At 68.0% G+C, this 23,307-nt stretch carries 22 protein-coding genes; 11 read left to right on the top strand and 11 right to left on the bottom strand.

Annotated features, from left to right (window positions below; genetic code table 11):
• The first annotated feature begins 57 nt into the window (after positions 1-57).
• From Y590_RS25665 to Y590_RS10565, 6 genes are all read left to right on the top strand, one after another.
• Entirely contained in the window at positions 58-819 is a 762-nt protein-coding gene (locus tag Y590_RS25665) for an MFS transporter (RefSeq protein WP_144439966.1), read from the top strand.
• An 87-nt stretch (positions 820-906) separates the two neighbouring features.
• Positions 907-1,716 (top strand): IS5 family transposase, encoded by an 810-nt coding sequence (locus Y590_RS10585; protein ID WP_060772248.1) that lies wholly within the window; start codon positions 907-909, stop codon positions 1,714-1,716.
• 595 nt (positions 1,717-2,311) lie between these two features.
• A complete protein-coding gene (locus Y590_RS10580) occupies positions 2,312-4,000 on the top strand; it encodes a methyl-accepting chemotaxis protein (RefSeq protein WP_060769800.1) in 1,689 nt (562 codons plus the stop codon).
• A 144-nt stretch (positions 4,001-4,144) separates the two neighbouring features.
• Positions 4,145-4,732: an RNA pyrophosphohydrolase gene (locus tag Y590_RS10575; RefSeq protein ID WP_060769799.1), complete on the top strand. Its 588-nt coding sequence runs from the start codon at positions 4,145-4,147 to the stop codon at positions 4,730-4,732.
• Positions 4,733-4,759: 27 nt separating this feature from the next.
• The gene (locus tag Y590_RS10570) at positions 4,760-5,416 is read left to right on the top strand and encodes a DUF2939 domain-containing protein (protein ID WP_060769798.1); all 657 of its coding nucleotides are present in this window, start codon (positions 4,760-4,762) and stop codon (positions 5,414-5,416) included.
• A 201-nt stretch (positions 5,417-5,617) separates the two neighbouring features.
• A complete protein-coding gene (locus tag Y590_RS10565) occupies positions 5,618-7,546 on the top strand; it encodes a potassium transporter Kup (protein WP_060769797.1) in 1,929 nt (642 codons plus the stop codon).
• Between the two features lie 57 nt (positions 7,547-7,603).
• Here the strand turns inward: Y590_RS10565 and Y590_RS10560 are convergent, their stop codons facing one another.
• The 3 genes from Y590_RS10560 to Y590_RS10550 form a co-directional block, all read right to left on the bottom strand.
• On the bottom strand, positions 7,604-7,909 hold the full coding sequence (locus Y590_RS10560; RefSeq protein ID WP_060769796.1) for a hypothetical protein: 306 nt from the start codon (positions 7,907-7,909) through the stop codon (positions 7,604-7,606).
• A 210-nt stretch (positions 7,910-8,119) separates the two neighbouring features.
• Positions 8,120-8,911, bottom strand: a complete 792-nt coding sequence (locus Y590_RS10555) for a hypothetical protein (RefSeq protein WP_060769795.1) — start codon at positions 8,909-8,911, stop codon at positions 8,120-8,122.
• A 97-nt stretch (positions 8,912-9,008) separates the two neighbouring features.
• Positions 9,009-9,215 carry a hypothetical protein gene (locus Y590_RS10550; RefSeq protein WP_060769794.1) on the bottom strand — a complete coding sequence of 69 codons (207 nt, stop codon included), beginning with the start codon at positions 9,213-9,215 and terminating at the stop codon, positions 9,009-9,011.
• Between the two features lie 6 nt (positions 9,216-9,221).
• Here Y590_RS10550 and Y590_RS25660 point away from each other — a divergent pair, with 6 nt between their 5' ends.
• Positions 9,222-9,821 carry an NUDIX domain-containing protein gene (locus tag Y590_RS25660; RefSeq protein ID WP_144439965.1) on the top strand — a complete coding sequence of 200 codons (600 nt, stop codon included), beginning with the start codon at positions 9,222-9,224 and terminating at the stop codon, positions 9,819-9,821.
• A gap of 343 nt (positions 9,822-10,164) precedes the next feature.
• Here Y590_RS25660 and Y590_RS10540 read toward each other — a convergent pair whose 3' ends face one another.
• A complete protein-coding gene (locus Y590_RS10540; protein WP_060769792.1) occupies positions 10,165-11,211 on the bottom strand; it encodes an IS110 family RNA-guided transposase in 1,047 nt (348 codons plus the stop codon).
• 308 nt (positions 11,212-11,519) lie between these two features.
• Here Y590_RS10540 and Y590_RS10535 point away from each other — a divergent pair, with 308 nt between their 5' ends.
• Positions 11,520-12,143 carry a Pr6Pr family membrane protein gene (locus Y590_RS10535; protein WP_060772247.1) on the top strand — a complete coding sequence of 208 codons (624 nt, stop codon included), beginning with the start codon at positions 11,520-11,522 and terminating at the stop codon, positions 12,141-12,143.
• Between the two features lie 106 nt (positions 12,144-12,249).
• On the opposite strand, the gene Y590_RS10530 is transcribed toward Y590_RS10535, so the two are convergent.
• From Y590_RS10530 to Y590_RS10500, 7 genes are all read right to left on the bottom strand, one after another.
• The gene (locus Y590_RS10530) at positions 12,250-12,978 is read right to left on the bottom strand and encodes a pseudouridine synthase (RefSeq protein ID WP_060769791.1); all 729 of its coding nucleotides are present in this window, start codon (positions 12,976-12,978) and stop codon (positions 12,250-12,252) included.
• Positions 12,975-13,901 (bottom strand): class I SAM-dependent methyltransferase, encoded by a 927-nt coding sequence (locus tag Y590_RS10525; RefSeq protein ID WP_060769790.1) that lies wholly within the window; start codon positions 13,899-13,901, stop codon positions 12,975-12,977. The genes Y590_RS10530 and Y590_RS10525 overlap by 4 nt, the downstream gene beginning before the upstream one ends.
• 196 nt (positions 13,902-14,097) lie before the next feature.
• Entirely contained in the window at positions 14,098-15,078 is a 981-nt protein-coding gene (gene era, locus Y590_RS10520; RefSeq protein ID WP_060769789.1) for a GTPase Era, read from the bottom strand.
• Positions 15,079-15,098: 20 nt separating this feature from the next.
• Positions 15,099-15,869: a ribonuclease III gene (rnc, locus tag Y590_RS10515; RefSeq protein ID WP_060769788.1), complete on the bottom strand. Its 771-nt coding sequence runs from the start codon at positions 15,867-15,869 to the stop codon at positions 15,099-15,101.
• Positions 15,870-15,929: 60 nt separating this feature from the next.
• Positions 15,930-16,736 (bottom strand): signal peptidase I, encoded by an 807-nt coding sequence (lepB, locus tag Y590_RS10510; protein WP_083530829.1) that lies wholly within the window; start codon positions 16,734-16,736, stop codon positions 15,930-15,932.
• Positions 16,737-16,866: 130 nt separating this feature from the next.
• Positions 16,867-17,277 carry a holo-ACP synthase gene (acpS, locus tag Y590_RS10505; RefSeq protein WP_060769787.1) on the bottom strand — a complete coding sequence of 137 codons (411 nt, stop codon included), beginning with the start codon at positions 17,275-17,277 and terminating at the stop codon, positions 16,867-16,869.
• The gene (locus Y590_RS10500) at positions 17,274-18,023 is read right to left on the bottom strand and encodes a pyridoxine 5'-phosphate synthase (protein ID WP_060769786.1); all 750 of its coding nucleotides are present in this window, start codon (positions 18,021-18,023) and stop codon (positions 17,274-17,276) included. The genes acpS and Y590_RS10500 overlap by 4 nt, the downstream gene beginning before the upstream one ends.
• Before the next feature lie 168 nt (positions 18,024-18,191).
• Between Y590_RS10500 and Y590_RS10495 the strand changes: the two genes are divergently transcribed.
• The 3 genes from Y590_RS10495 (at position 18,192) to Y590_RS10485 (ending at position 23,286) form a co-directional block, all read left to right on the top strand.
• A complete protein-coding gene (locus tag Y590_RS10495; RefSeq protein ID WP_060769785.1) occupies positions 18,192-19,607 on the top strand; it encodes a sensor histidine kinase in 1,416 nt (471 codons plus the stop codon).
• Between the two features lie 111 nt (positions 19,608-19,718).
• Positions 19,719-22,301 (top strand): ABC transporter permease, encoded by a 2,583-nt coding sequence (locus tag Y590_RS10490; RefSeq protein ID WP_060769784.1) that lies wholly within the window; start codon positions 19,719-19,721, stop codon positions 22,299-22,301.
• A gap of 217 nt (positions 22,302-22,518) precedes the next feature.
• Complete coding sequence (locus tag Y590_RS10485) at positions 22,519-23,286, top strand: Bax inhibitor-1/YccA family protein (RefSeq protein ID WP_060769783.1); 768 nt, start codon at positions 22,519-22,521, stop codon at positions 23,284-23,286.
• The last annotated feature ends 21 nt before the right edge of the window (positions 23,287-23,307 follow it).

Raw genomic sequence — 23,307 nt, 5'->3', positions numbered from 1 at the left:
GCTCATGACGGCTGTCGATCAGGGAGTGAAGATCCTCGCCCCCCCCTTGCAGTCTCCGTGCTCTCGGTATGGTGGGCTCCTAATTTTGGCTTTGCGATATCGTTTGTTATCGCCGCTATGGGACTTGCTGCCATCGCCATCCTGAAGATTAGATACGCGATTTCTCCCCCCTCGGATGGCCCATTATCGACGGTCCGGGAGAGCTTCACGACGCTCAAGACGTTAGCTTTCGGAGACGTATATTTTCGCGTTGGTCTTTGTGCATCGCTGCTTCAATCTTTTGTCCTCGGTCTCTACGATCCTATGTTGACGATCATTCTCAAGGATCAGGGACTGAACGCAAGTGCTTTTGGCATCGTCGTAAGCGCGACCGCAGTAGGAGCACTCGTCGGCGCTATTTTGTTCAAACGCTTATTCAAACGTAAATGGGGAATTGCCTTAACTTCCCTGTCATTGTCAGGTTTTGGTGGAAGCGTTTTTATCCCTGGCCTGCTTGGCATAATTGAGTACCGAATCCCGCTTCCAGTTTTTGCAATTCTTTGGGCTGTAAATGGACTTTGTTATGCGCTTGCCGCAATGAATTTTGCCGTGATCCTTCAGTCGGAGACACCGCGAGCCCAGATTGGGACTGTGAGTTCGACGATCCGCTCTGTCCAACTACTGCTCCTTGTCACCGCGCCTTTGGCTGGTTCCGCCTTCACTGCCCTCATTGGTGTTAGTGGGGTCTTCGCCTTCTGCGGGGTCGTGACATTGTTTTTTGCCGCAGTCCTTGGGTGGTGGTCATCCGTCCGTAGGCTCGATCCTTCACCCAGTGCCTGAGCTCGACTTTGACCTTGGCCCTGGCCTGCCCTCATTCTGCAGCTAGAGCGTGTTATGAACTGATAGGCAGGATTGGCGTTTTGGATCATGCCTTCTGATCGCCGCTCCTATCCGTCCGACGTGTCTGATGAAGAATGGGCACTGGTAGCGCCCTACCTCGCGCTGCTGCGGGAGGACTCGGCTCAGCGCGACCACGAGTTGCGCGAGGTGTTTAACGGGCTGCGCTACATCGTGAAGACGGGGGCGCCCTGGCGGTTCATGCCGCACGATCTGCCGCCTTGGGCGGCCGTGTATCAGCAGACGCAGCGTTGGCTGTCGGCCGACAGTTTCGCGGACGTGGCCGGCGACCTGCGGGCGGTGCTGCGGATGGCGGCGGAGCGGGAGCCGGAGCCCTCGGCGGTGATCCTCGATAGCCGGACGCTGCGCTCCTCGCCCGAGAGCGGCGAGCGGGCCGGCTATGACGGGGCCAAGCGCAAGCGGGGTGCGAAGCTGCATCTGGCCGTTGACACGCCGGGCCATGTCGTGGCGCTGCACGTGACGCCCGCCGATGTCGACGACCGGGCCGAGGTCGGCCGGCTGGCCGCCGAGGTGCAGGCGGAGACGGGCGACAGCGTCGAGTTGGCCTTTGTCGACCAGGGCTATTCCGGGCCTAAGCCCGCCGCCGCCGCGAGCGCGCACGGCATCGACTTGGAAGTGGTGAAGGCGCCTGAGGCCAAGCGCGGCTTTGTCCTGCTGCCGCGCCGATGGGTGGTGGAGCGCTCGTTTGCCTGGGCCACCCGCTGTCGGCGGCTGGTCAAAGATTACGAGCGCTACGCCAGCACGTTGGCTGGCCTGCACATAGTCGCCTTCGTCTGCCTCATGCTCCGACAAGCTGAAAAGCTTATGACAAGTGCATAACAGGCTTTAGAAAGGTATTCTCGCCTAAATGTATGCGACAAGCAGGAAAGCAGTCTGAGCATTCTGCAATCTCAGGCGCCTCAAACCAGCGAATTCCGATGCCGTCTAAACCTACACGAAGTTCCATCACGGCTCTTCAGGCAAGCATGCCAAAGTAGTGTTAGAGCATCACCCCGAAAGGTGGCCTCCGACTTTCGGAAAAAAGATGGTGCGAAAACAAGGACCTAAAGCATCACCCGCGTGGCAGTCGCCGATAGCGGAATGGCGGCGATCCGAAATCGATCATCCGGATGGAACGGGTTGGAGCCGCGCCAGTCTACCGAATTGACCGGTGTGATATCTATTCGAGCCCGGCGAACACCAGACTACCAGCTGGGACACGCCTGCCCTGCTTATTCAGCGCATCGGACACGCACAGATTGCAGATACATCATCATATGCCGCTTGTCGGTCTCTCATGAAGCGTACATCCATTTTAATCCCGCCGCACGGCGCGAAATCTGATGAACAGTTGGTGATCCGGTAAGTGTTTCCGGGCCAAGCTCCCGCCGCTCGCTCAACGAATTCGCGCGAGCCTCTCCTGGCGGAGTCCTCCGTGTCGCTCCAAACACTTCCTATTCGCAGCAAGCTCATCGCTTCATTCACTGTGCTGACGATCCTCCTCGTCAGCTTAGGGGTTCTAGGCCTCGTCGGAACGCAAAGGATGCGCGACCAAGCGCTCGATATCGAGCGCAATTGGCTTCCCAGCGTCCGCCTGCTCGGCGAGATCGACACGGCGGCGGCGCGGATGAACGGCGTGATGCTGCGCCACACTCAGGCAGCCGATCCGAAGATGACCCCGCCCATGGACAAGGATTTCGAGCGTTTCGGCAAGCTGATCGACGACAAGCGGGCGGCCTACGAACCTCTCATCGCGAATGCCGAGGAGCGGGCGCTCTACGAGACCTATGCTCGGGAAGCCGCCGCCTTCGAGACCGAACGGCGGATCGTCATGGATCTCTCGCGCCAGGGCCGGAAAGCGGAAGCCTTCTCCTATTACGAGGCGAAGGGCCTTGTGCCGCGCCGGGCGATGTCGAATGCCCTGGAGAAGCTGGTCGCCTTCAACAACGAGGGCGCCGCCCGCGCGATGGCGGCGGGTGAGGCCGTGTTCCAGCAGGTGCGGACGATCGGCCTCGCCGTCCTCGCCCTCGGGCTCGGCCTCTCGGTCCTACTCGCGGTCCTGATGACCCGCGGCGTAACCCGCGGCATCGCCTCCGTGGTCGGGCCGATGCAGGCGCTGGCCGCGGGCGACCTTTCGGTCACGATCCCGCATCAGGGCCAGCGAACCGAGATCGGGACGATCGCCGACGCGGTTCAGATCTTCAAGGCGGGGCTGATCCGCATGCGCAATCTCGAGGAGGAGAGCGCCGCAGCCCGCGCCGAGGCGGAGGCGCAGCGCAAGGCGGCGATGCGCGAGATGGCCGAGCGGTTCGAGGGTGCGGTCGGCGGCGTCGTCAGCCTCGTCTCCTCCTCCGCATCCCAGTTGCAGGCTTCGGCGCACGGCATGACCGGTGCCGCGACCCGTACCGCCGGCCAGTCCGTCAGCGTGGCGGCGGCGGCGGAAGAGGCCGCGACCAACGTCAACACCGTGGCGGCGGCGGCCGAGGAACTGGGCGCCTCGGTGCAGGAGATCGGCCGGCAGGTCAGCGGCTCCTCGACGCTCGCCCAGGCGGCGGTGGGAGAGGCGGCACAGACGGCGGCCCATGTCCGGGCACTCAGCGCAGCCGTCTCCAAGATCGGCGACGTTGTCACCATGATCACCACGATCGCCGGGCAGACCAACCTGCTCGCCCTCAACGCCACCATCGAGGCGGCTCGCGCCGGTGACGCAGGCCGCGGCTTCGCGGTGGTCGCCGCCGAGGTCAAGGAACTCGCCAACCAGACCGCGCGGGCGACCGAGGAAATCTCCAGCCAGATCGGCCGCATTCAGGAGACCACCGGCCACGCGGTCTCGGCCATCGGCAGCATCACCGGGCGCATCGAGGAGATCAGCTCCGTGGCGGCCTCGATCGCCGCGGCGGTGGAGCAGCAGGGCGCGGCGACGCAGGAGATCGTGCGCAACGTCGCCCAGGCGGCGATGGGTGCGGGCGAGGTGACGCACAATATCACGGGCGTGGCGCAGGCCGCCGAGGAGGCGGGGGCGACCGCCGCCGAAGTGCTCGCCGCCTCCTCCGAGCTGTCGCGCCAGTCCGACCATCTCTCGGCGGAAGTCGGCCGCTTCCTCGCGAACGTGCGCGCGGCCTAAGTCACACCTTGGGAACTGCAGGGAAAGACGTGGGCGCGGCCTCGGCCGCGCCCACGCTCGTTTTACGGCCTCAGATGCGGGTTAGGTCGGCGTTGCCCGCACCGGTTCGGCCTCCTATGGTCGCGCCGCCAGCACGAGCCCGCCATGACCCGCCCCGACGACGACCTCCGGCGCCTGCCCGAGAGCAGCGCGCTGCCCTATCGCCCCTGCGTGGGCGTGACCCTGTTCCACCGTGACGGCCGCGTCTTCATCGGGCGGCGCAAGCGCGAGGCGGGCCCCGAGCATGTCGACGGCGATCGCGCGTGGCAGATGCCGCAGGGTGGGATCGACGAGGGGGAAGAGCCTCTCGCTGCGGCCCTGCGTGAACTCCACGAGGAGACCAACGTGCCGGCCAGCGCCGTCACGCTGCTCGGCGAGACGCGCGACTGGCTCGCCTACGACCTGCCGCCCGCGGTGATGAAGCAGGCCTGGAAGGGCCGCTACCGCGGCCAGCGCCAGAAATGGTTCGCCTTCGGGCTCACCGGCGACGAATCGGTGATCGATGTGGACGCCCCCGGCGGCGGTCACCACAAGCCCGAATTCGAGGCGTGGCGCTGGGAGCGGCTGGAGGCGCTGCCGGATCTCATCGTCCCCTTCAAGCGTCCGGTCTACGAAGGCGTCGTCGCGGCCTTCTCCGGTTTGACGGGCTGGCATGGCGCAGGGGACAATGTGACCGGGGACAGCCCGGCATGATCCAACCGCGCATCCGCGGCTGATCCGATGCGGTGGTGGCTCATTCCCCTTCTCGCGGTGGCGGCTTGGTTCGCCTACACGCTGACGCCCTTCTGGTCGCTCTACGGCTTCGCCGCGGCGGTGCAGGCGGGCGACGCGGCGGCGGTGGAGCAGCGCGTCAACTTCCGCACGCTGCGCCTCTCGCTCGCCCGGCAGATCAGCGCTGCCGTCAAGGCCGACAGCAACGCCCTGGATCCACGCGAACGGCAGCGCATCGCCGATGCGGCGGCAGCCGTCGCGCTCCCGATCATGGAATCGGCGCTGACGCCGAAGGCGGTGATCGACCTCTTGGACGATGGCTGGCCGCAGGGCGCCGACCTCGCGGCGCCGGCCGGCCGGCACGAGCGGCGCGACGGCCTGCGCATCCCCGATCTCAAGCGGCTGCTGCGCTACTATCTCGCCGCCGACATGCGCGGCTTCCGCTCCGTGCTGATCGCCGTGCCGCCGGACCGGCCCCGCCACGAGCAGTTCCGCATCCGCCTGCGCCTGCGCGACTGGGGCTGGCGCCTCGTCGATATCGAGCTGTCCGACGACCTGCGCCGCCGGATCGGCGAGAAGGCCGCCGCCGCCGCCGCTCGTCTGCGCGACGGCCGCCCCAACCCCGACAAGACCGGGCCGGATGCCCACCCGTCTCGCGAGCCGTAACCAACCCCGGCGCACGTTACGAGAGACCCTGGCTTTTATTCCACCGCTCCATAGGTGAACCGCCACGAGAGCCGTCTCCGACCTGATCGCATCAGGCCGGAGACGGCTCTCGGTCTTTTGTTTCAGCGCGCTTCCTTTGGCCGAACCGGCATCCACTCCGTCGGAAAGCGCTCTGATGGCCCCGCTTTCCGGAGCACAATCGTGAGCCAGCCCGCCACCCAGCCCTCCGACGCGAGCCAATCGGAGCCCGGGCCGGGCCGCCGCCTCGGGGCGGGCCTGCTGGTCGCCACCCTCGGCGTCGTCTACGGCGATATCGGCACGAGCCCGCTCTACGCCCTCAAGGAGGCGGTGCGCGCCGCGAGTCCGGGCGGTGATCCGAGCCCGGTCGCGGTGACCGGCGCCGTCTCGTTGATCCTGTGGGCGCTGATCCTCGTCGTCTCGCTGAAATACGCGGTGCTGATCCTGCGGGCCGACAACCGTGGCGAGGGCGGCATCGTGGCGATGCTGGCGCTGCTCGGCGCCCGCCACGCGCAACCCGGCTCGCGACAGGCACTGCTGCTGACCGTCGGCCTCGTCGGCGCCGCCCTGCTCTACGGCGACGGGGCGATTACCCCGGCCATCTCGGTGCTTTCGGCGGTGGAGGGCCTGCGGGTCGATGCCCCCGCCCTCGACCGCTTCATCGTGCCGATCACGCTGGTGATCCTCGTCGGCCTGTTCCTCGTGCAGCGCCGGGGCGCGGCCTTCATCGGCAAGATCTTCGGGCCGGTGATGCTGGTCTGGTTTCTCGTGCTGGCCGCCCTCGGCCTCGGTGGCATCGTGCAGGCGCCGCAGATCCTCGCGGCGGTCAATCCGCTGCGCGCGGTCGAGTTCACGGCGCATGCCGGCCTGCATGTCGGCTTCACGATGCTGGGCGCGGCCTTCCTCGCGGTCACCGGCGGCGAGGCGATGTATGCCGATCTCGGCCATTTCGGCGCGCGGGCGATCCGCGTCGCGTGGTTCGTGCTCGTGCTGCCGGCGCTGGTGATCCACTATTTCGGGCAGGGCGCGATCCTGCTGGTCGATCCGTCGGCGGCCGAGAACCCGTTCTACCGCCTCGCGCCGGGCGTCCTGCATTACCCGCTAATCGGGCTGGCGACGCTGGCCGCCGTCATCGCCTCGCAGGCGGTGATCTCGGGCGTGTTCTCCCTGACCCGGCAATCGATCCAGCTCGGCTTCCTGCCGCCGCTGCGCATCGTCCACACCGCCTCCGACGAGAGCGGCCAGATCTACGTGCCTCTGGTGAACTGGATGCTCGCCGCCGCGACGCTCTCGGCCGTCCTGATCTTCCGCTCCTCCGATGCGCTGGCCGGGGCCTACGGCATCGCCGTGTCGCTGCTGATGGCGATCACCACCCTGCTCGCTGGCCTCGTCGCCCGCAAATGGGGCTTCGGCCTGCCCCTCGTGCTGGCGGTGAACGGCTTTTTCCTCGTGATCGACCTGATCTTCCTCTCGGCCAACAGCGTGAAGCTGTTCGAGGGCGGCTGGTTTCCGCTGCTGCTGGCCGGCATCATCGCATTCCTGATGCTGACATGGCGCAAGGGCAATCTCTGCCTGGAACGGGCGCGCGTGGAATTGCGCCCGCCGGAGGCGCGCTTCCTCGAGAGCCTGCACCATGGGCGGCCGACGACGCTGCCGGGCTCGGCCGCCTTCCTGTCCTCGGCGACTGAGGGCATCCCGCTGCCGATGATGCGCTTCGTCGAGCGCCTGGGCGCGCTCCACGCCCGCGTGCTGATCGTGACCGCTCTGTTCGAGGAAACGCCGACCGTGCCGCGCGAAGAGCGCGCCCGCGTCACCGAGATCACCCCCGACATCCGCCGCGTGGTGCTGCATTACGGCTTCATGCAATCGGCCTCGATCCCCGAGGGCCTGGATTGCGCCGTCGGCGCCGGGCTCCTGCCGAAGGAGTTCGCGGAGGATCTCACCGTCTTCGTCGGCCACGAGACGATCATCCCCGTCTCCGACCAGCGCGGCATGTCGGATTGGCGCGAGGCGGTCTTCGCGGTGATGCAGAACAACGCCGAGCACACCGGCGCCCATTTCTGCGTGCCGGCGCGGCAGGTGATCGAGATCGGCACCGAGATCGAGATCTGAGGGGGCTAGAGCATCGTCTTTTTCCAAAAGCCGGCGACCGCCTTTCGGAATGATGCGCTAATCGTCCGCCTGTCCCTTGCCCGTCATCCGGAGCTGCGAGGCGACGCATTCGCGTACCGCATCCTCGATCTTGGCCTTCTGCGCGTTGGAATAGCCCGCCACCTCGTCGATGCATTTGACGAAGTAGCCCGCGGTGAAGCTTTCGTTGACCGACACGAACGACTTGCCGAAGCGGGTCGCGAGCTGGAGGCGATCCATGGTCGAGCTCTGCTTCCAGGCCTCCAGCGTGTCGGTCATCGACAGGGCGCTGGCGGCGCCGGGCACGAGGGTCGCGGCAAGGAACAGGGCGGAGAAGCGGCGCATCGTACCAAAACCTCCCGAAGGTCTTTTCTGTTTTTCCCGGTCAAATCTTCCGTACACTCCGTCTCGATCCTAGAATCGAGACGGAAGCAGCGGATGATGTCGCCAGATAAACACTTGGGGACGGCCAGACAGCCGAATACCCTGATGGTTTTTCTTATTTTGCTCTGAGAGTTCGACCGGTTCCCACTGCGATGAGCACGATCGCTCAGCTCACGGCCTCCAATCCGAAAACCCTGCGACGCGATGGATCAGGCGCCGGTGGCGCGCGGTCTCCCCGAACGGCGCGAGTTCCCAGTTCCAGGCCCGTTCAGGGCTTCCAAGCGATACGCCGTAGAGCAGGTCGTGCCGCGCATGGACCCGTCCCTCTCGGTCCTCTTCGGCCTCGTCGAGGTCGGTGACGAGGCAGACCCGCGCCGTGAGACCGGCCAGGGCATCGAGATGGCCCTCCACGATCCGCCGGCCGAAGCCGTCGCCGTCCTCCGGCGTCCAGGGCCCAAAGGGGCGGCGCGATGACTCCAACCGCTCGACCGGGCGGATCGGCAGTTGCGAGAGGAGGTTGGCCGAGATGACGAGGCCGGTGCCGGGCTCGGCGCAGACCAATGGCAGGCGGGGATCGAGATCGCGCGCCGTGCCGGTCATCAGCGCCATCGCGCCGCTCAGATCCGCCGTCAGCGTTTCGACATTGGTGAAGGCGCGGATCGCGCGCCGGGCGGGCGTGAGATGCACGGCATCGACCAGCACCACCCGGCGGAAGCGCGCGGCGAGATCCGCCAGCGGCACGTCGAGCAGAAGTCCGGAGCCCAGCACCACGGCGGTGTCGCGCCGCCCGGTGGCGGCGATGGCCGCGCGCATCACCGCCCGGCTCGCCTCCAAATGCGGCGCCCAGGCCCGGCGGCAGCGGCGCGCCCGCGACATCAGCCAGATGCTGTCGCGCAAATAGCCGAGCCGGCGCTGGGCCCGCGGCGCAGGCGTGGTGAAGAGATGGAGGAGATCGAGCAGCACGGCGAAACCGCCTCCGGCAGCCGCCCTCCCCTGTCAAGGCATCCCCGGAAGGCATTGGCTTCTTCCGAAAGCCGGCCACGCTCGTCGGGACGACGCGCTAGCGTTTGGCGCCCGCTTTGCCCGTGCCCTTCTCGTAGAGGGCGGCGATCTTCTGCATCGCCCCCGTGTTGCCGAGAGCGGCGGCCTTTTCGTACCAGCCCTTGGCGGCGGCGTAGTTCCTGGCCTTCGGTCGGCGCGGTCTCGACGGCCAGGGCGGGGAGTGAGGCAGAAAGCAGCCCCGCGACAACGCGATCCGCCCGAGCATGACGGGGTGTCCTCGGTCGAAAAGTCGGCACCGGCGAGAAGAATGCAGGATTCTGTAATCGAGCCTCCGCTGTCAAGCGACGCTGTGGTACCGCGTTTGCCGGAAGGTCCGCACAGGGTGGAGATTTACGATATGGATTTCAAACAAGACCAGTTCTTTGAGGCGGTTGCATCCCGCAAAATCCCAAGGATCAGGGTCGCCGGTATCGTGATCGTTGACGAGGCTGTCCTCGTCCAGCAACCCGCAGATGATCCCCATTCGTGCTACGCCTTCATCGGCGGCGAATATGAGGTTGCAGATACCTTTGAGACACGTCTTCGAGCGGAATTTGAAGAAGAAACAAATGCCAACGTGGTCGATGCACAATATCTATTTTGCGTCGAAAATCACTTTCGACATAAAGACAACCTCATCCAGCAAGTGGAGCATTATTATCTTGTAAAGTTAGACCGGCGTGACATTCAGAGCAAAGAGGCGCACCTGAGGCAACTGTGGATACCGCTGCCTCAGTTCGGGCAGATAGATCTACGGCCAACAGCGGTCAGGAATGCTGTGGCTGACGGAAGCTATATGACCAAGCGTCACATTGTTCAAATGCCAGACTAGACTTCCTGCTTGGTTTGAACCAGCGACTTGGATAGGAAGTACGCGGATCGAATGTCCGACAGGGGTCGAGAGTTCACATTCCCCGGTCGCGCTGGGCGCGCTCGGCGGTCAGACCGCTGCACACTTTGATCTCGCACCCACGGAGCTCTTGGCTTCTGTCCGTGGTCGGCTCGTTGACCGCCACATGATCGCCTTCCGATGAGAGGCGAGCCTATATGCGACAGCGGACTTGGCCCAGGGCCAGCACACCCGTCATCCCGGCTTCACCTCCCGCCCGTCCCCGTGAGGACGACCCTGCGAGGCCCGGCGCGCCCGGCCTCGATCCCTGCAAACAGTGAGACGCCTACGCGGCCGGGGCGACCGGAGCCTCCACCGCACCGAAGCGGAAGGTCGTGCCATCCACCCACATCCGGTGCATCACCACCGCCATCTTGCGCGCCAGCGCCACCGTCGCGCGTTTGCTGCCCTGGCGCTGCGCCACCTTCGTGGCCCACGCCTTCAGCCCGGACCACTTCTTGACCCGGTGCAGCATGACGTGCGCCGCCTCGAACAGCGCTGCCCGTGCCTCGCCATCGCCGGTCTTCGTGATCCGCCCGTTGCGGTCCACCTCCCCGGATTGATGCTTGCGCGGCACCATGCCGAGGATCGCCCCGACCGAGCGCGGCTTGGCGAAGCGGGCCGGGTCCTCGATGGCGGCGATGAAGGTCAGCCCGACCACCGCGCCCACCCCCGGCACCGTCATCAGGCGGCGGCAGACCGCGTGCTCGCGGGCGATCTCCAGCACCATGCGGTTGAGGCGGTCGAGCGAGAGCAGCATCGCCGCGCGCGCCTGCAACAGCACGTCGAGGATGGCCGCCGCGCGCGGCAGGTCGGCCGTCAGTTCGCGCACGCGCTGCGAGAACGTGCGGCGCTTGGCCGTGCCGAGCTTGATCCCGAACAGGTGCAGCGAGCCTCTGATCTGGTTCTCCACGTCGCCGATCTTCAGCACCAGCGTCTTGCGGCTGGTCAGCAGGGTGCGCAGTTCCATCGTCCGGCGCGCCTTCACATGCACCTGCCGGAACCAGCCGGTGCGCAGCATCTGGGCGAGGCCGCGCGCGTCGTTGCGGTCGGTCTTGTGGGTCATTGCCACCATCGCTGCACGGGCATGGCGGGCGTCCATGCATACGACGTGGGGCACGCCGAGTTCGCTCATCTCCTCGCACAGCCACCCCGCCAGCGCGCCGGTCTCCAGGCCGATGCGGGCCAGCGGCAGGCCGAGGCCGCCGAGCCACGTCGCCAGCGCCTCCGGCTCGCTCGCCACCTTGGCTTCGCGGACGATCTTGCCGTCCTCATCGACGACGCACACGGAGATCTCGGCCAGCGAGACATCGAGACCGGCATAGTAGCGCATGAGCCTGCTCCCGGATGATTGGTCGCGGGCTGATCCCCGGCAGACCGGATGGCACCTCGGGCAGCTTGCCGCGATCCGCGACGCGGGGAAGGCTAGCGACGGCCCGATTACCCGATCTGCGCCGTGCCGCCCGGACCCTCACCTTTGCCGGAACCGGATTTCAACGCTCGCGACTTGACCCGGAATCCCAATTCCCTTGTCTCGGCGCTTCATCACCCCAGCGCCGCGACCGGAATCAGCGCGCGTCATCGCCGGGTCGCGAAGCGCGGCCAGAACGAAGCCCGTCTCGGATGCCGACGCCGCGAACGATGAATTCCCGCACCGCCCGCCTCGCCGCGGCCCTGATCGCGCTCTGCGCCGCCGTCGGCGTCGGATTCGGCTTCTCCGCCGTGTTCGGCCGAACCGGCTCGGTGCCGCTCGCCGCCTGGATCATGGCCGCCTATTTCACGAACCTCACCGGACTCCTCGTCCTCGCGGTGTTCGGCGGGATCGCCCTGCGGGTGCCGGCCCTGGCCCAGCCCCGGCTCGTCGCCACCACGGTGCTCGCGACCCTGCTCGTCGGCCTTGTTCAGCGGCTGCTGCTCTACCGCGTCAGGACGCTGCGCGGCGGCGACCTCGTCGGCGACATCCTGCTCCACCAAGCGCTGCCGGTGCTGGTGCCGCTGTTCTGGCTCGCCTTCGTGCCGAAGGGGCGTCTCGCAGGGCGCGACCTCGTGCTGTTTGCGAGCTACCCGCTGATCTACCTCGGCTACACGCTCGTGCGCGGCGCCTACGATGCGCGCTATCCCTACCCGTTTCTCGATGTGGGCAAGATCGGCTGGGGCCCGGTCGCGGCCTATGCCGGGGCGATCGCGGCGGCCTTCCTCGCTGTCGGATGGGCGCTGGTGCTCCTCGACCGGCGCCTCGCGCGGCGCAGGGCCTTGGCCGGCTAGACCGCTGGCGCCGTATCCGACCTGATTGCATCAGGCCGGCGTCTCCAGGTCTTTGTGTCGACACGCATTCTTTCGCGAACCGGCGTCCGGTTCGTCGGAAAGCGCTCTACCCTTCGAACGTCGTCGCGATCTCGCCCGGCCCCAGGATCCGGAACTCCCCCGCCGGCAGGTCGGCGGGGAGCGCGAGGCCGCCGACGCGGTCGCGGTGGAGCGCATCGACATGGTTGCCGAGCGCGGCGAACATCCGCCGGACCTGATGGTAGCGGCCCTCGTGCAGGGTCACCGTGCAATGCGTCGGGTCGTCGGTCTCCATCTCCACCGGCAGGAGCGGCTTGTCCTCGCCCTCCAGCATCATCTCGCCCGAGGCGAGGATCGCGGTCTCGTCGCCTTGGAGCGGGCGGGCCAGCGTCACCCGGTAGCGCTTGGAGACCTTGGCCTTCGGCGAGATGATCCGGTGTAGGAGTGCGCCGTCATCGGTCATCAGCAGAAGGCCCGAGGTCTCCTTGTCGAGGCGCCCGACCGTGGAGAGCGCCGGATCGCGCCGCCGCCAGCGCTCGGGCAGCAGGCTGTAGACCAGCGGCCCGACCTCCTTGTGCGAGCAGGTGACGCCGAGCGGCTTGTGCAGCATCAGACAGACGCCCGGCAGCGGATCGAGCGCCTCACCCTGCACCGTCATCCGGGCCGAGAGTTCGGGCTCGAGCGGGATGCGCTGCGAAGCGTCCCGCAGGGCCTGCCCGTCGAGCCGGACGAGACCGGCGCGGGCCAACCCCTCGACCTCCCGGCGCGAGCCGTAGCCGAGATTGGCCAGCAATCGGTCGAGGCGGAGCGCCTTCATTTGCGCGCCTCGAACAGCTTGTAGCCCCCCTCCGTCGCCAGCGTCGTGACGGTTCGGAAGGCGGCGCGCAGGGGCGCCTCGTAGGGCAGGTGGGTGTTGGCGACGAGATAGAGCGTTCCGCTCGGCCGCAGCACCGCCGCCGCGCGGGTGATGAAGGCTTGGCCGAGCGCCTGATCCTCAGCCCCGCCATCGTGGAAGGGCGGGTTGGTGACGACGAAATCGAGGCTCGACAGCGCCGGCTCCGACCCACGCAGGTCGGCCCAGTGAGCTGTGGCCCGCGCGTCTTCGACATTGCGCCGGGCCATCTCGATGGCGCGGCGGTCGATGTCGATCAGGGCGAGCGACGCGACTTTCGGCGATTTCAGCACCGCGCGGGCCAGGATGCCGAGGCCGCAGCCGAAATCGGCCCCGCGTCCCGAGAGAGCGGGCAGGTGCCGCAGCAACAGGGCACTGCCGGGATCGAGCCGGTCCCAGGAGAAGATACCGGGCTGCGTGCAGAGCGCGAGGTTGTCGATGTGGCGCGGTGCGCCACCCGCCAGAGCGGTCTCGATGCCGGCGGGCATCTCGGGACGCGTCGCCGTGCAGATGCGGTGGTGGCGGCGCGGCTCGTCGGTGACGGCGCAGCCGAAGCCGCGCAGCTCCTTGGCGAGCCGCGTGCCGCCCTTGTCCTTGGGCGCCATCGCCACCAGCCGCCCGCCGGGCTTCACGGCCCGGATCGCGAGCGCCAGAGCGTAACGCCGCTCCGCCGTGCCGGGCGGGGCCAGCAGCAGGGCCGCATCGAGGCTCGCTTCGGCGACGTCCTCCAGCCGCGCCGAGCCGGGTATCAGCGGCGAAACCTGGGCGGCGCCCTCGGGCACCTCCGCCAGATCGGCCGGAGGGAGGCCGTAGTGGATGGCCCGGATATCGGAGTCGGTCGGGGGCATGGGGGTTGGGCCTGAGAGCGGCGCGATCGCCGGATGCGTGGTCCACACTCCGCCTCATCCTGAGATGCGACGCGCAGGCGAAGCCTCGAAGGATGCTTCAGGGATCGCGCAACGGGCTGAAGGATCCTTTTGGGCCCGCCGTCGCGGGCGCCTCGGGATGCGGTGGTGGGTGGAAATCCGTCGGCTGTAAGATCGGTCAGCCCGTCGGGAATTCGAGGCCCATCTCGCGATAGCGCGCGGGATCGTCGGCCCAGTTCTCGCGGACCTTCACGTGCAGGAACAGGTGCACCTTCGCCTCGGCCACCTCGGTGATCTCGATGCGGGCCGCCTGCCCGATCGCCTTGATGGTCTGGCCGTTCTTGCCCAGCACGATCGAGCGCTGGCTCTCGCGCTCGACGAAGATCGTCTGCTCGATCCGCACCGAACCGTCGGGCCGCACCTGCCACTGGTCGGTCTCGACAGTGGAGCGGTAGGGCAGTTCCTCGTGCAGGCGGTCGTAGATCTTTTCCCGGGTGATCTCGGCGGCCAGCATGCGCAGCGGCGCGTCGGAGATCTGATCCTCCGGGTAGAGCCACGGGCTCGGCGGCATCCGTGCGGCCAGCGCCTTGCGCAGGTCGGCGACGCCGTCGCCTTTCAGCGCCGAGATCAGGAAGGTGTCCTCGAACGGCACCATCGCGTTGAGCTTGGCCACCAGTTCGAGCAGGCGCTCGCGGGCGATCAGGTCGATCTTGTTGAGGATCAGGATCTTCGGGCGCTTCACCTCGGGCAGGCGGCGCAGGATGGTCTCGACCTCCTCGTCCGCGCCTTTCCGGGCATCGATCAGCAGACAGATCGCGTCGGCATCCGCCGCGCCGCTCCAAGCGGAATGCACCATCGCCCGGTCGAGACGGCGCTTCGGGGCGAAGATGCCGGGCGTGTCCACCAGCACGATCTGCGCATTGCCCTCCATGACGATGCCGCGCACCAGCGCCCGCGTCGTCTGGACCTTTCGCGAAACGATCGAGACCTTGGCGCCGACGAGGGCGTTGAGCAGGGTCGACTTGCCCGCATTCGGCACGCCGATCAGCGCGACGAAGCCCGCACGCGTTTCTTCGCGCGGCTGGTCCTGCGCGTCCTGCCGCTTTTCCTGCGGGGCGCCGTCTTCGTCAGCCTCGTGTTCCGGCTCGTGCTCAGACATCCGATTCGACCATCCGCAGCTCAACCACTCGATCCATCCTTCCCTTGCGTCCCGCCGATGCCCTCGCGGGCAAGCACGGCGCGGGCCGCCTCCTGCTCGGCGACGCGTTTCGAGGCGCCCTCACCGTAACCGGGCTCGATGCCCTCGACCCGCGCCGCGATCCGGAAGACCGGGGCGTGGTCGGGCCCCGAGCGCTCCACCACCTCGTAGACCGGGATCGCGAGGCTGCGCGCCATCGCCCATTCCTGCAAGGCCGATTTCGCGTCGCGCCCGCGCGGCGCCGCGGTTTCCTCGCCGGGGCGGAAGGCGCGCTGCACGATCGCCCGCGTCGCCTCGTAGCCGGCATCGAGGAAGATCGCGCCGAGGATCGCCTCGCAGACATCGGCCAGAATGGTCTGGTTGCGCCGCCCGCCGGTCTGGATCTCGCCGGGACCGAGATTGAGATGCGGTCCAACCTCCCAGGCCTCGGCCACCACGGCGCAGGTCTCGCGCCGCACGAGGCCGGCGAGACGGCGCGACAACTCGCCCTCCTCCGCACCGGGCAGCGCCTTGTACAGCGTCTCGGCAACCGCGAGCCCGAGCACCCGGTCGCCGAGGAATTCCAGGCGCTGGTAGCTGCCGACCCGGCCGGATTGGCCGGCCTTGCTCACATGGGTGAGTGCCAGCGGCAGCAGCGTGGGGTCGGCGAAGACATGGCCGATGCGCGCCTCCAGCACCGCGAGGCTCGGCCTTGGGCGATGCGCACGCCGGGCGCGGCTGGAGCGAGCGGCGCCTTCGCCGTCCTCGCTCATCGCCGCCCGCCCCGAGGCAGAACGGCGGATCGTTCCGTCGCTGTCACGTTCGTAAGAAGATCAGTGAATCGTCGAGAAGATGCGGCTCCAGCGCACGTCCGACGGCCAGCGCCAGATCTGCCAGGCGGGGGTGCGCTCGTCGATGGAGAAGAAGATCATCTCGGCGCGGCCGACGAAGTTCTCGAACGGCACGTAGCCGACGCTGGCGAGGTCGCGTGAATCGGTGGAGTTGTCGCGGTTGTCGCCCATCATGAAGAAGTGACCGGGCGGCACCGTGTAGACCTCGGTGTTGTCCCAGAAGCCGCGGTCGCCGTCGCGCTCGATCACCCGGTGGGTCACGCCGCCGGGCAGCGTCTCGTTGTACTGCGCGACCTTCACCGTCTGGTCGAAGGCGTCCAGGGTCTCGTAATCGGCGATGCGCTCGCGCTTGACCGGCTTGCCGTTGATGTTGAGCACGCCCTCGATGACCTGGATCTTGTCGCCGGGCAGGCCGATCACGCGCTTGATGTAGTCGGTCGCGTTGTCCTTCGGCAGCTTGAACACGGCGATGTCACCGCGCTTCGGCTCGGCGGCCCAGACCCGGCCATGCGCCTGGAACGGCAGGTACTCGGAGAGCGGCAGGGAGTATTTCGAGTAGCCGTAGGTGTATTTCGAGACGAACAGGTAGTCGCCGATCAGCAGCGTCGGAATCAGCGACCCCGATGGAATGTTGAACGGCTGGAACAGCAGCGTCCGCACCACCAGCGCGATCAGCAGCGCCTGGACGCCAACCTTCACGGTTTCCCGGATGCTCGCCCAGGTTCCGGGCTCGGCCGTCCGGATCTCCGTCTTGCCCTCGCGATCCAAGCGCGCGCGTCCCATGCTCATGAGTGAAACAGCCTCCGGCCCCGCCGTAGGATCCGCAGCCACGTTCCACGTGGCGGTGACTGTCCTGCTGGGCGGCGGGTCTAGACTAAGGCGCGCCGCCCCGCAACGCGGCGCACGAATGAATACAAACCTATGATGCCGCTCCGACCGGCACCGCCTCGATGATGACGAAGGCTTGTGCCAGGGGCGGTTCGTCCGTGAGGGTCAGGTGAAGGCGCGCCTCGTGCCCCGCCGGCACCATGCGAGCGAGGTGTTCCCGCGCACCCCCGGTCAGGTTGAGCGTCGGTTGGCCGCTGGGCAGGTTGACGACCTCCATGTCGCGCCAGAACACGCCCTGGCTCATACCGGTGCCGAGCGCCTTGGCGCAGGCCTCCTTGGCGGCGAAGCGCCGGGCGTAGGAGGGCCCACGCGCGGCGCGCCGGTCGCACTTCGTCCGTTCGCCGTCGGTGAAGACGCGGTGGGTGAAGCGCTCGCCGAAGCGTTCGAGCGAGGACTCGATCCGGCGGATGTCGCAGAGATCGGTGCCGATGCCGAGGATCACGGTTCGGCCTGCCGCCGCGCCCGGTCCATCGCCGCGCGCATGTCGTGGACCGCCTGCCGCAGGCCGACGAAGATCGCCTCGGCGATCAGGGCGTGGCCGATGTTCAACTCGCGGATCTGCGGCAGCCCCGCCACGGGGCCGACGCTCTCCACGGTGAGGCCGTGGCCGGCATGGATCTCGAGGCCGAGGCCGGCGCCATGCGCGCTGGCCCGCACGATGCGGCCGAGTTCGTGCGCGATCCTTCCTCGATCGCCCTCGATCACCGCCTCGCAATAGGAGCCGGTATGCAGCTCGACCACGGGCGCGTGGAGGGCGTGGGCAGCCTCCATCACCGCCTCGTCGGGTTCGACGAACAGCGAGACGCGGATGCCGGCTTCCGACAGGGTGGCGATGCGCGGGGCCAGATGCGCGCGGCCGGCGATGATATCGAGGCCGCCCTCGGTGGTGCGCTCCTCGCGCTTCTCCGGCACGAGGCAGGCGGCATGCGGCCGCGTGGCGAGCGCGATGCCGACCATCTCGTCGGTCGCCGCCATCTCGAGGTTGAGCGGCACCGGCAGCTTCCGCAAAGCCGCGATGTCGGCGTCGCGGATATGGCGGCGGTCCTCGCGCAGATGCGCGGTGATGCCGTCGGCGCCCGCCGCCACGGCCTCGTGGGCGGCGCGCACCGGATCGGGTGCGAACCCGCCGCGGGCGTTGCGGACGGTGGCGACGTGATCGATGTTCACGCCCAGGCGCAGGGACGACACGGCTGGCTTTCCGATGCTCGGCGGATCGAAGGGCTGACGGTGTAGCGGCTGGCGCCGGTGCTTGGAAGGGTGCCGGGCGGCGGCGACGCGTCGAAGGTTTGGGGAAAGCCGCGGGACGGATCGCGTTTCACGTCGCCCGGACCCGTGCCGGCGTGTAGCTCTGAGGCGATGCACAAGCTGCTGATTCAGCTCGGCCTTCGCTTCGACGATCCCCACGAGGAGCGGTCGTTCGTAAGGAGCTTCACGCTCGACGATCTCGGCCGCACGCAGGCCGCGATGGTGCTGGGCGCTTTCGTCTATTGCTCGTTCTCGGCCATGGACTGGATTCTCAGTCCCGACGCCTGGGCCGTGGCCACCGCGCTGCGGCTCGCCGTCGCCGTGCTGGTCCTGCTGCCGGCGACCCTCCTGCTCAGCCGGCCGGACGCCCGGCCTTTCGCGGAACGGATCTACCTCGTCTACTGCGTCGTGCCCGGCTGCATGCTCAGCGTGATCTATGTCTTCCTGCGGCCGAGCTTCGACCACGGCGCGGCGGGCCTGATCGTGGTGATCCTGTTCGTCTCGACGCTGCTGCCGCTGCGGGTTCCCTCGTTCGCGGTGTTCGCCGTCCTGACCTGGACCTGCTTTGCCCTGTTCGAGACCATCGCGACGCACGACAATCCCGGCCTGGCCCTCGTGAACAATGCCGAGATCGGCGCGGCCTACGCGCTCTCGCTCTACGGGGTCGGGGCGCGGGAGTTTCGCGCACGGCGCCAGTTCCGGACCACGGGGGAGTTGCAGGTCGAGAAGGAGCGCTCGGAGGCGGCACTGGCCGAACTGCGCACCGCCCAGGCGCAACTGGTTCAGGCCGAGAAGCTCGCCGCGCTCGGCCAGCTCGTGGCGGGCGTGGCGCACGAGATCAACACGCCCATCGGCCTCGCGCTGACGACCGCGACCGCGTTCGACCACGACCTCGCCCAGCTGCGCCGGTCCGTCGCCTCGGGGCAGATCCGCCGGTCCGATCTGACGCAGAGCGTCGATCGGCTGAGCGAGGGCGCGGGTTTGGTCTTCGCCAACCTGACGCGCGCCGCCGATCTGGTTCACAACTTCAAGCAGGTCGCGGTCGATCAGGCGACGGAGGACCGGCGCCGCTTCGAGATGCGCCCCTGGCTCGCCGAGTTGATGAGCACGCTCGATCCGATCCTGCGGCGCAAGGGCCACGAGGTCAGGCTCACCTGTCCCGACGGGATCCTCCTCGATTCCTATCCGGGCGCGCTGGCGCAGATCGTCAGCAACCTCGCGCTGAACGCCGTCGTGCACGCCTTTCCCGAGGGCCGCTCCGGCACGCTCCGCATCGACGTGAGCCGGCTCGGCGAGACGCAGATCCGGATGACGGTGCGGGACGACGGACGCGGCATCCCGCGGGAGAACCTGCAGCGGATCTTCGACCCGTTCTTCACCACCGGACGCGACAAGGGCAGCACCGGGCTCGGCCTGCACATCGTCTACAATCTCGTCGTCTCGACGCTGCGCGGGCAGATCGCCATCGCGAGCGAGGAGGGGGTCGGGACAGGGGTGACGATCGATTGTCCCGTGACCGCGTCGTGAAGCCGTTCTGATCCGCAAGGATCGATGCGGCGGTGCGAGCAGTTGCGTGCGCCGCGTCAATGCCCAGATTGGCCCCGCCGGCCCGACCGGTGGCGAAACGCTCGAGCCCGCATGCACGGCACGTTGTCCCAGCCGGATTCTTCGAAGCCGGCCCCCGCCTCCCGCCTGCCGTTGACCCTCCGGCTGGCCTTGCGCGAGTTGCGCGGCGGGCTCGCCGGCTTCCGGGTGTTCATCGCCTGTATCGCGCTCGGCGTCGCGGCGATCAGCGGCGTCACCTCGATTGCCGCCTCGCTCTCGGGCGGGCTCGGGCGCGAGGGCCGGCGGATTCTCGGCGGCGACATCACCTACAGCCTGATCAACCGCGAGGCGACGCCGGCCGAGCGCGCCGTGCTGGAGGGGCAGGCGCCGGTCTCGGAGGTGGTGAGCCTGCGCGCCATGGCGGTGGCGGGCGATGGCGGCGCGGCCCTGGTCGAGCTGAAGGCGGTCGATCCGAGCTATCCGGCGGTCGGCACGGTCGAGACGGACCCGCAGGTGCCGGTGCAGGATCTCATCGCGGAACGGGACGGCATCTACGGCGCGGCGGCCGATCCGGCCCTGCTGACCCGGCTCGGGCTCAAACCCGGCGACCGGGTGACGCTCGGCGGCTTTCCCATCGAGATCCGCGCCGCCCTCGTCTCGGAGCCCGACCGGATCGGCTCGGGCATCGGCTTCGGGCCGCGCCTGCTCGTCTCACTCGCAGCGCTGCGCGCCACCGGCCTGATCCAGCCCGGCAGCCTCAACCGCTTCACCTACCGGCTCCAGATGCCCGGTGCCGACGACGCGCGCCTGACGGCGGTCAACACGGCGGTGCAGACGGCGCTGCCCGAGGCCGGGTTCGAGATGCGTTCGCGCGACAACGCCGACCCGCGCTTCGCCAAGGGCATCGAGCGCTTCACGCAGTTCCTGACGCTCGTCGGGCTCACCGCGCTCATCGTCGGCGGGGTCGGCGTGGCGAACGCCGCGCGCGCCTTCGTCGATGGCAAGCAGGCGTCCATCGCTACCCTCAAGAGCGTCGGCGCGCCGGGCTCGCAGGTCGTCGCGCTCTACCTGATCCAGGTGATGCTGATCGCCGCGGTCAGCACCGTGCTGGGTCTCGCCATCGGTGCGGCCCTGCCGTTCCTCCTCGACCTTGCGCTCCGCGACCAGCTTCCGCTGCCGCTCAACCCCGAGATCGCCCCGGCCCGCCTCGCGCTCGCCGCCGCCTACGGGTTGCTGACGGCGCTCGCCTTCGCGATCCTGCCGCTGGGCCGCGCCCACGACGTCTCCGTCGCCGGGCTGTTCCGCGATGCTGTCGATCCGGCCGCGCGCCGCCCGCGCTGGCGCTATCTCGCGGTGCTCGCCGCCGCCCTGCTCGCGCTCGCGGGCCTTGCCCTCGTCACCGCCTTCGACCGCAAGGTCGCGCTGATCTTCATGGCGGCGGCCGGCCTCGCCTTCGGCGGCCTGCGTCTCGTCGCCGCGGGGCTGATGGCGCTGGCCGCGCGCCTGCCGCGGCCGAAGGGGATGGTGCCACGGATGGCTTTGGCCAACCTCCACCGCCCCGGCGCACTGACCCCGGCGGTGGTGCTCTCGCTCGGCCTTGGCACGACGCTGCTGGTGACGCTCAGCGCCATCGACAGCAACATCACCCGCGCGCTCGAAAGCTCGCTGCCGGGCCGTGCCCCGAGCCTGTTCTTCCTCGACGTGCCCTCGCGCGACGCGGAGGCCTTCTCGGCCTTCCTCGGCGCCCGCGCGCCCGACGCCAAGATCGAACGGGTGCCGATGATGCGCGGACGGATCACGGCGCTGAACGGCGTACCGGCCGGGCAGATCAAGCCGCCGGAGGACGCCGCCTGGGTGCTCGACGGCGACCGGGGCATCACCTACGCCGAGACCCCGCCCGACGGCTCGTCGATCGTCGAGGGCGCGTGGTGGAGCGCGGACGAGGGCCGCACGCCGCTGGTCTCCTTCGATCTCGAACTGGCACGCGCGCTCGGGCTGAAGGTCGGCAGCACCGTGACCGTCAATGTGCTCGGCCGCCCCGTCACCGCGCGGGTCGCCAACCTGCGCAAGATCGAGTGGCGCTCGCTCGGCATCAACTTCGTGATGGTGTTCTCCCCCGGCACCTTCCGCGGCGCGCCGCATGCCGACCTCGCGACCCTGACGCTGCCCAACGGGCCCGACCCGAAGCTGGAGGCGGAGGTGGTTCGCGATGCCGCGAAAGCCTTCCCCTCGGTGACGAGCGTGCGGGTGAAGGACGCGCTTGATGCGGTCAACGACCTCGTGCACAAGCTGGTCCTGGCGATCCGCGGTGCCAGCGTCGTCGCGGTGCTCGCGAGCCTGCTGGTTCTGGCCGGCGCGCTCGCCGCCGGTCACCGCGCCCGGCTCTACGACGCGGTGGTGCTGAAGGTGCTCGGCGCCACGCGGATGCGCCTGCTCTCGGCCTACGCCCTGGAATATGGCGCCCTCGGGCTCATCACCGCGCTGTTCGGCATCCTGGCCGGCTCGGCCGCGGGCTGGGTGATCGTGTCCCGGGTGATGCGCCTCGATTTCGCACCCGACCCGATGGGCGCCCTCGCGGTCGCCGCCTTCGCGGTCGTCTTCGCGGTAGCCGTAGGCCTGACCGGCACGTGGCGCATCTTGGGACAGAAGCCGGCCCCCTATCTGCGGCAGTTCTGAAAACGCACCCCAACGATTGAGCGAAGACTTTCATCCCGTTCGAACTACAAAAAACTTCGTTATCCAGCCGGGTTGAAAACGCGGCCGTGCGCTGAAGGCCCACTTGTTTATGGTTCTTCAAGCGAACATATTCGAGCGTAAGGCGCGCCCGATGCGCCAGGGGTCGCGCGTGGACCCCGTCACAACTCCGCGCCGAGAGGTTTCAAGGGAAACTTTCATGGCATTCGACAACAGCCCGTTCCGTGCCGGCGCCCAGCCGCAGGGGTACGCTGGCTCTCAGGTCGAAGTCGACCAGGGCCTGCGCAGCTTCATGCTGGGCGTCTACAACAACATGGTCGTCGGCCTCGGGATCTCCGGTCTCGTGGCACTGGCCCTCAACATGGCCGCCGTCGCGCAGACCGGCGCCGGCCGTGTCGCCCTGACCCCGTTCGGGCAGTTCCTCTACACCAGCCCCTTCAAGTGGGTGCTGATGCTGGCGCCGCTCGCCTTCATCTTCGTGTTCTCGTTCCGTATGGACCGCATGTCGGCCTCCTCGGCACGCACGATGTTCTGGGCGTTCGCGGCGGTGATGGGCGCCTCGATGTCCACCCTGCTGCTCGTGTTCACGGGCGCCAGCGTGGTGCGGGTGTTCTTCATCACGGCGGCGACCTTCGCGGGTCTGAGCCTCTACGGCTACACCACGAAGCGCAGCCTGTCGGGCATGGGCTCGTTCCTGATCATGGGCCTGATCGGCATCATCATCGCCTCGCTGGTGAACCTCTTCCTGGCTTCTTCCGCGCTTCAGTTCGCGATCTCGGTGCTCGGCGTCCTCATCTTCGCCGGCCTGACCGCCTTCGACACGCAGAAGCTCAAGGAGATGTACCTCTACAGCGGCTTCGACGCCGAGGGTGCGGCCAAGATGTCCATCAACGGCGCTCTGACGCTGTACCTGGACTTCATCAACATGTTCCAGTTCCTGCTCTCGCTGCTCGGCGACCGCCGCTAAGCAACGGCGCAGGATCCGAAA

Source organism: Methylobacterium sp. AMS5, from assembly GCF_001542815.1.
In the GTDB taxonomy this organism is placed as follows: Bacteria; Pseudomonadota; Alphaproteobacteria; order Rhizobiales; family Beijerinckiaceae; genus Methylobacterium.
This window is presented reverse-complemented; position numbering and strand designations above follow the sequence as displayed.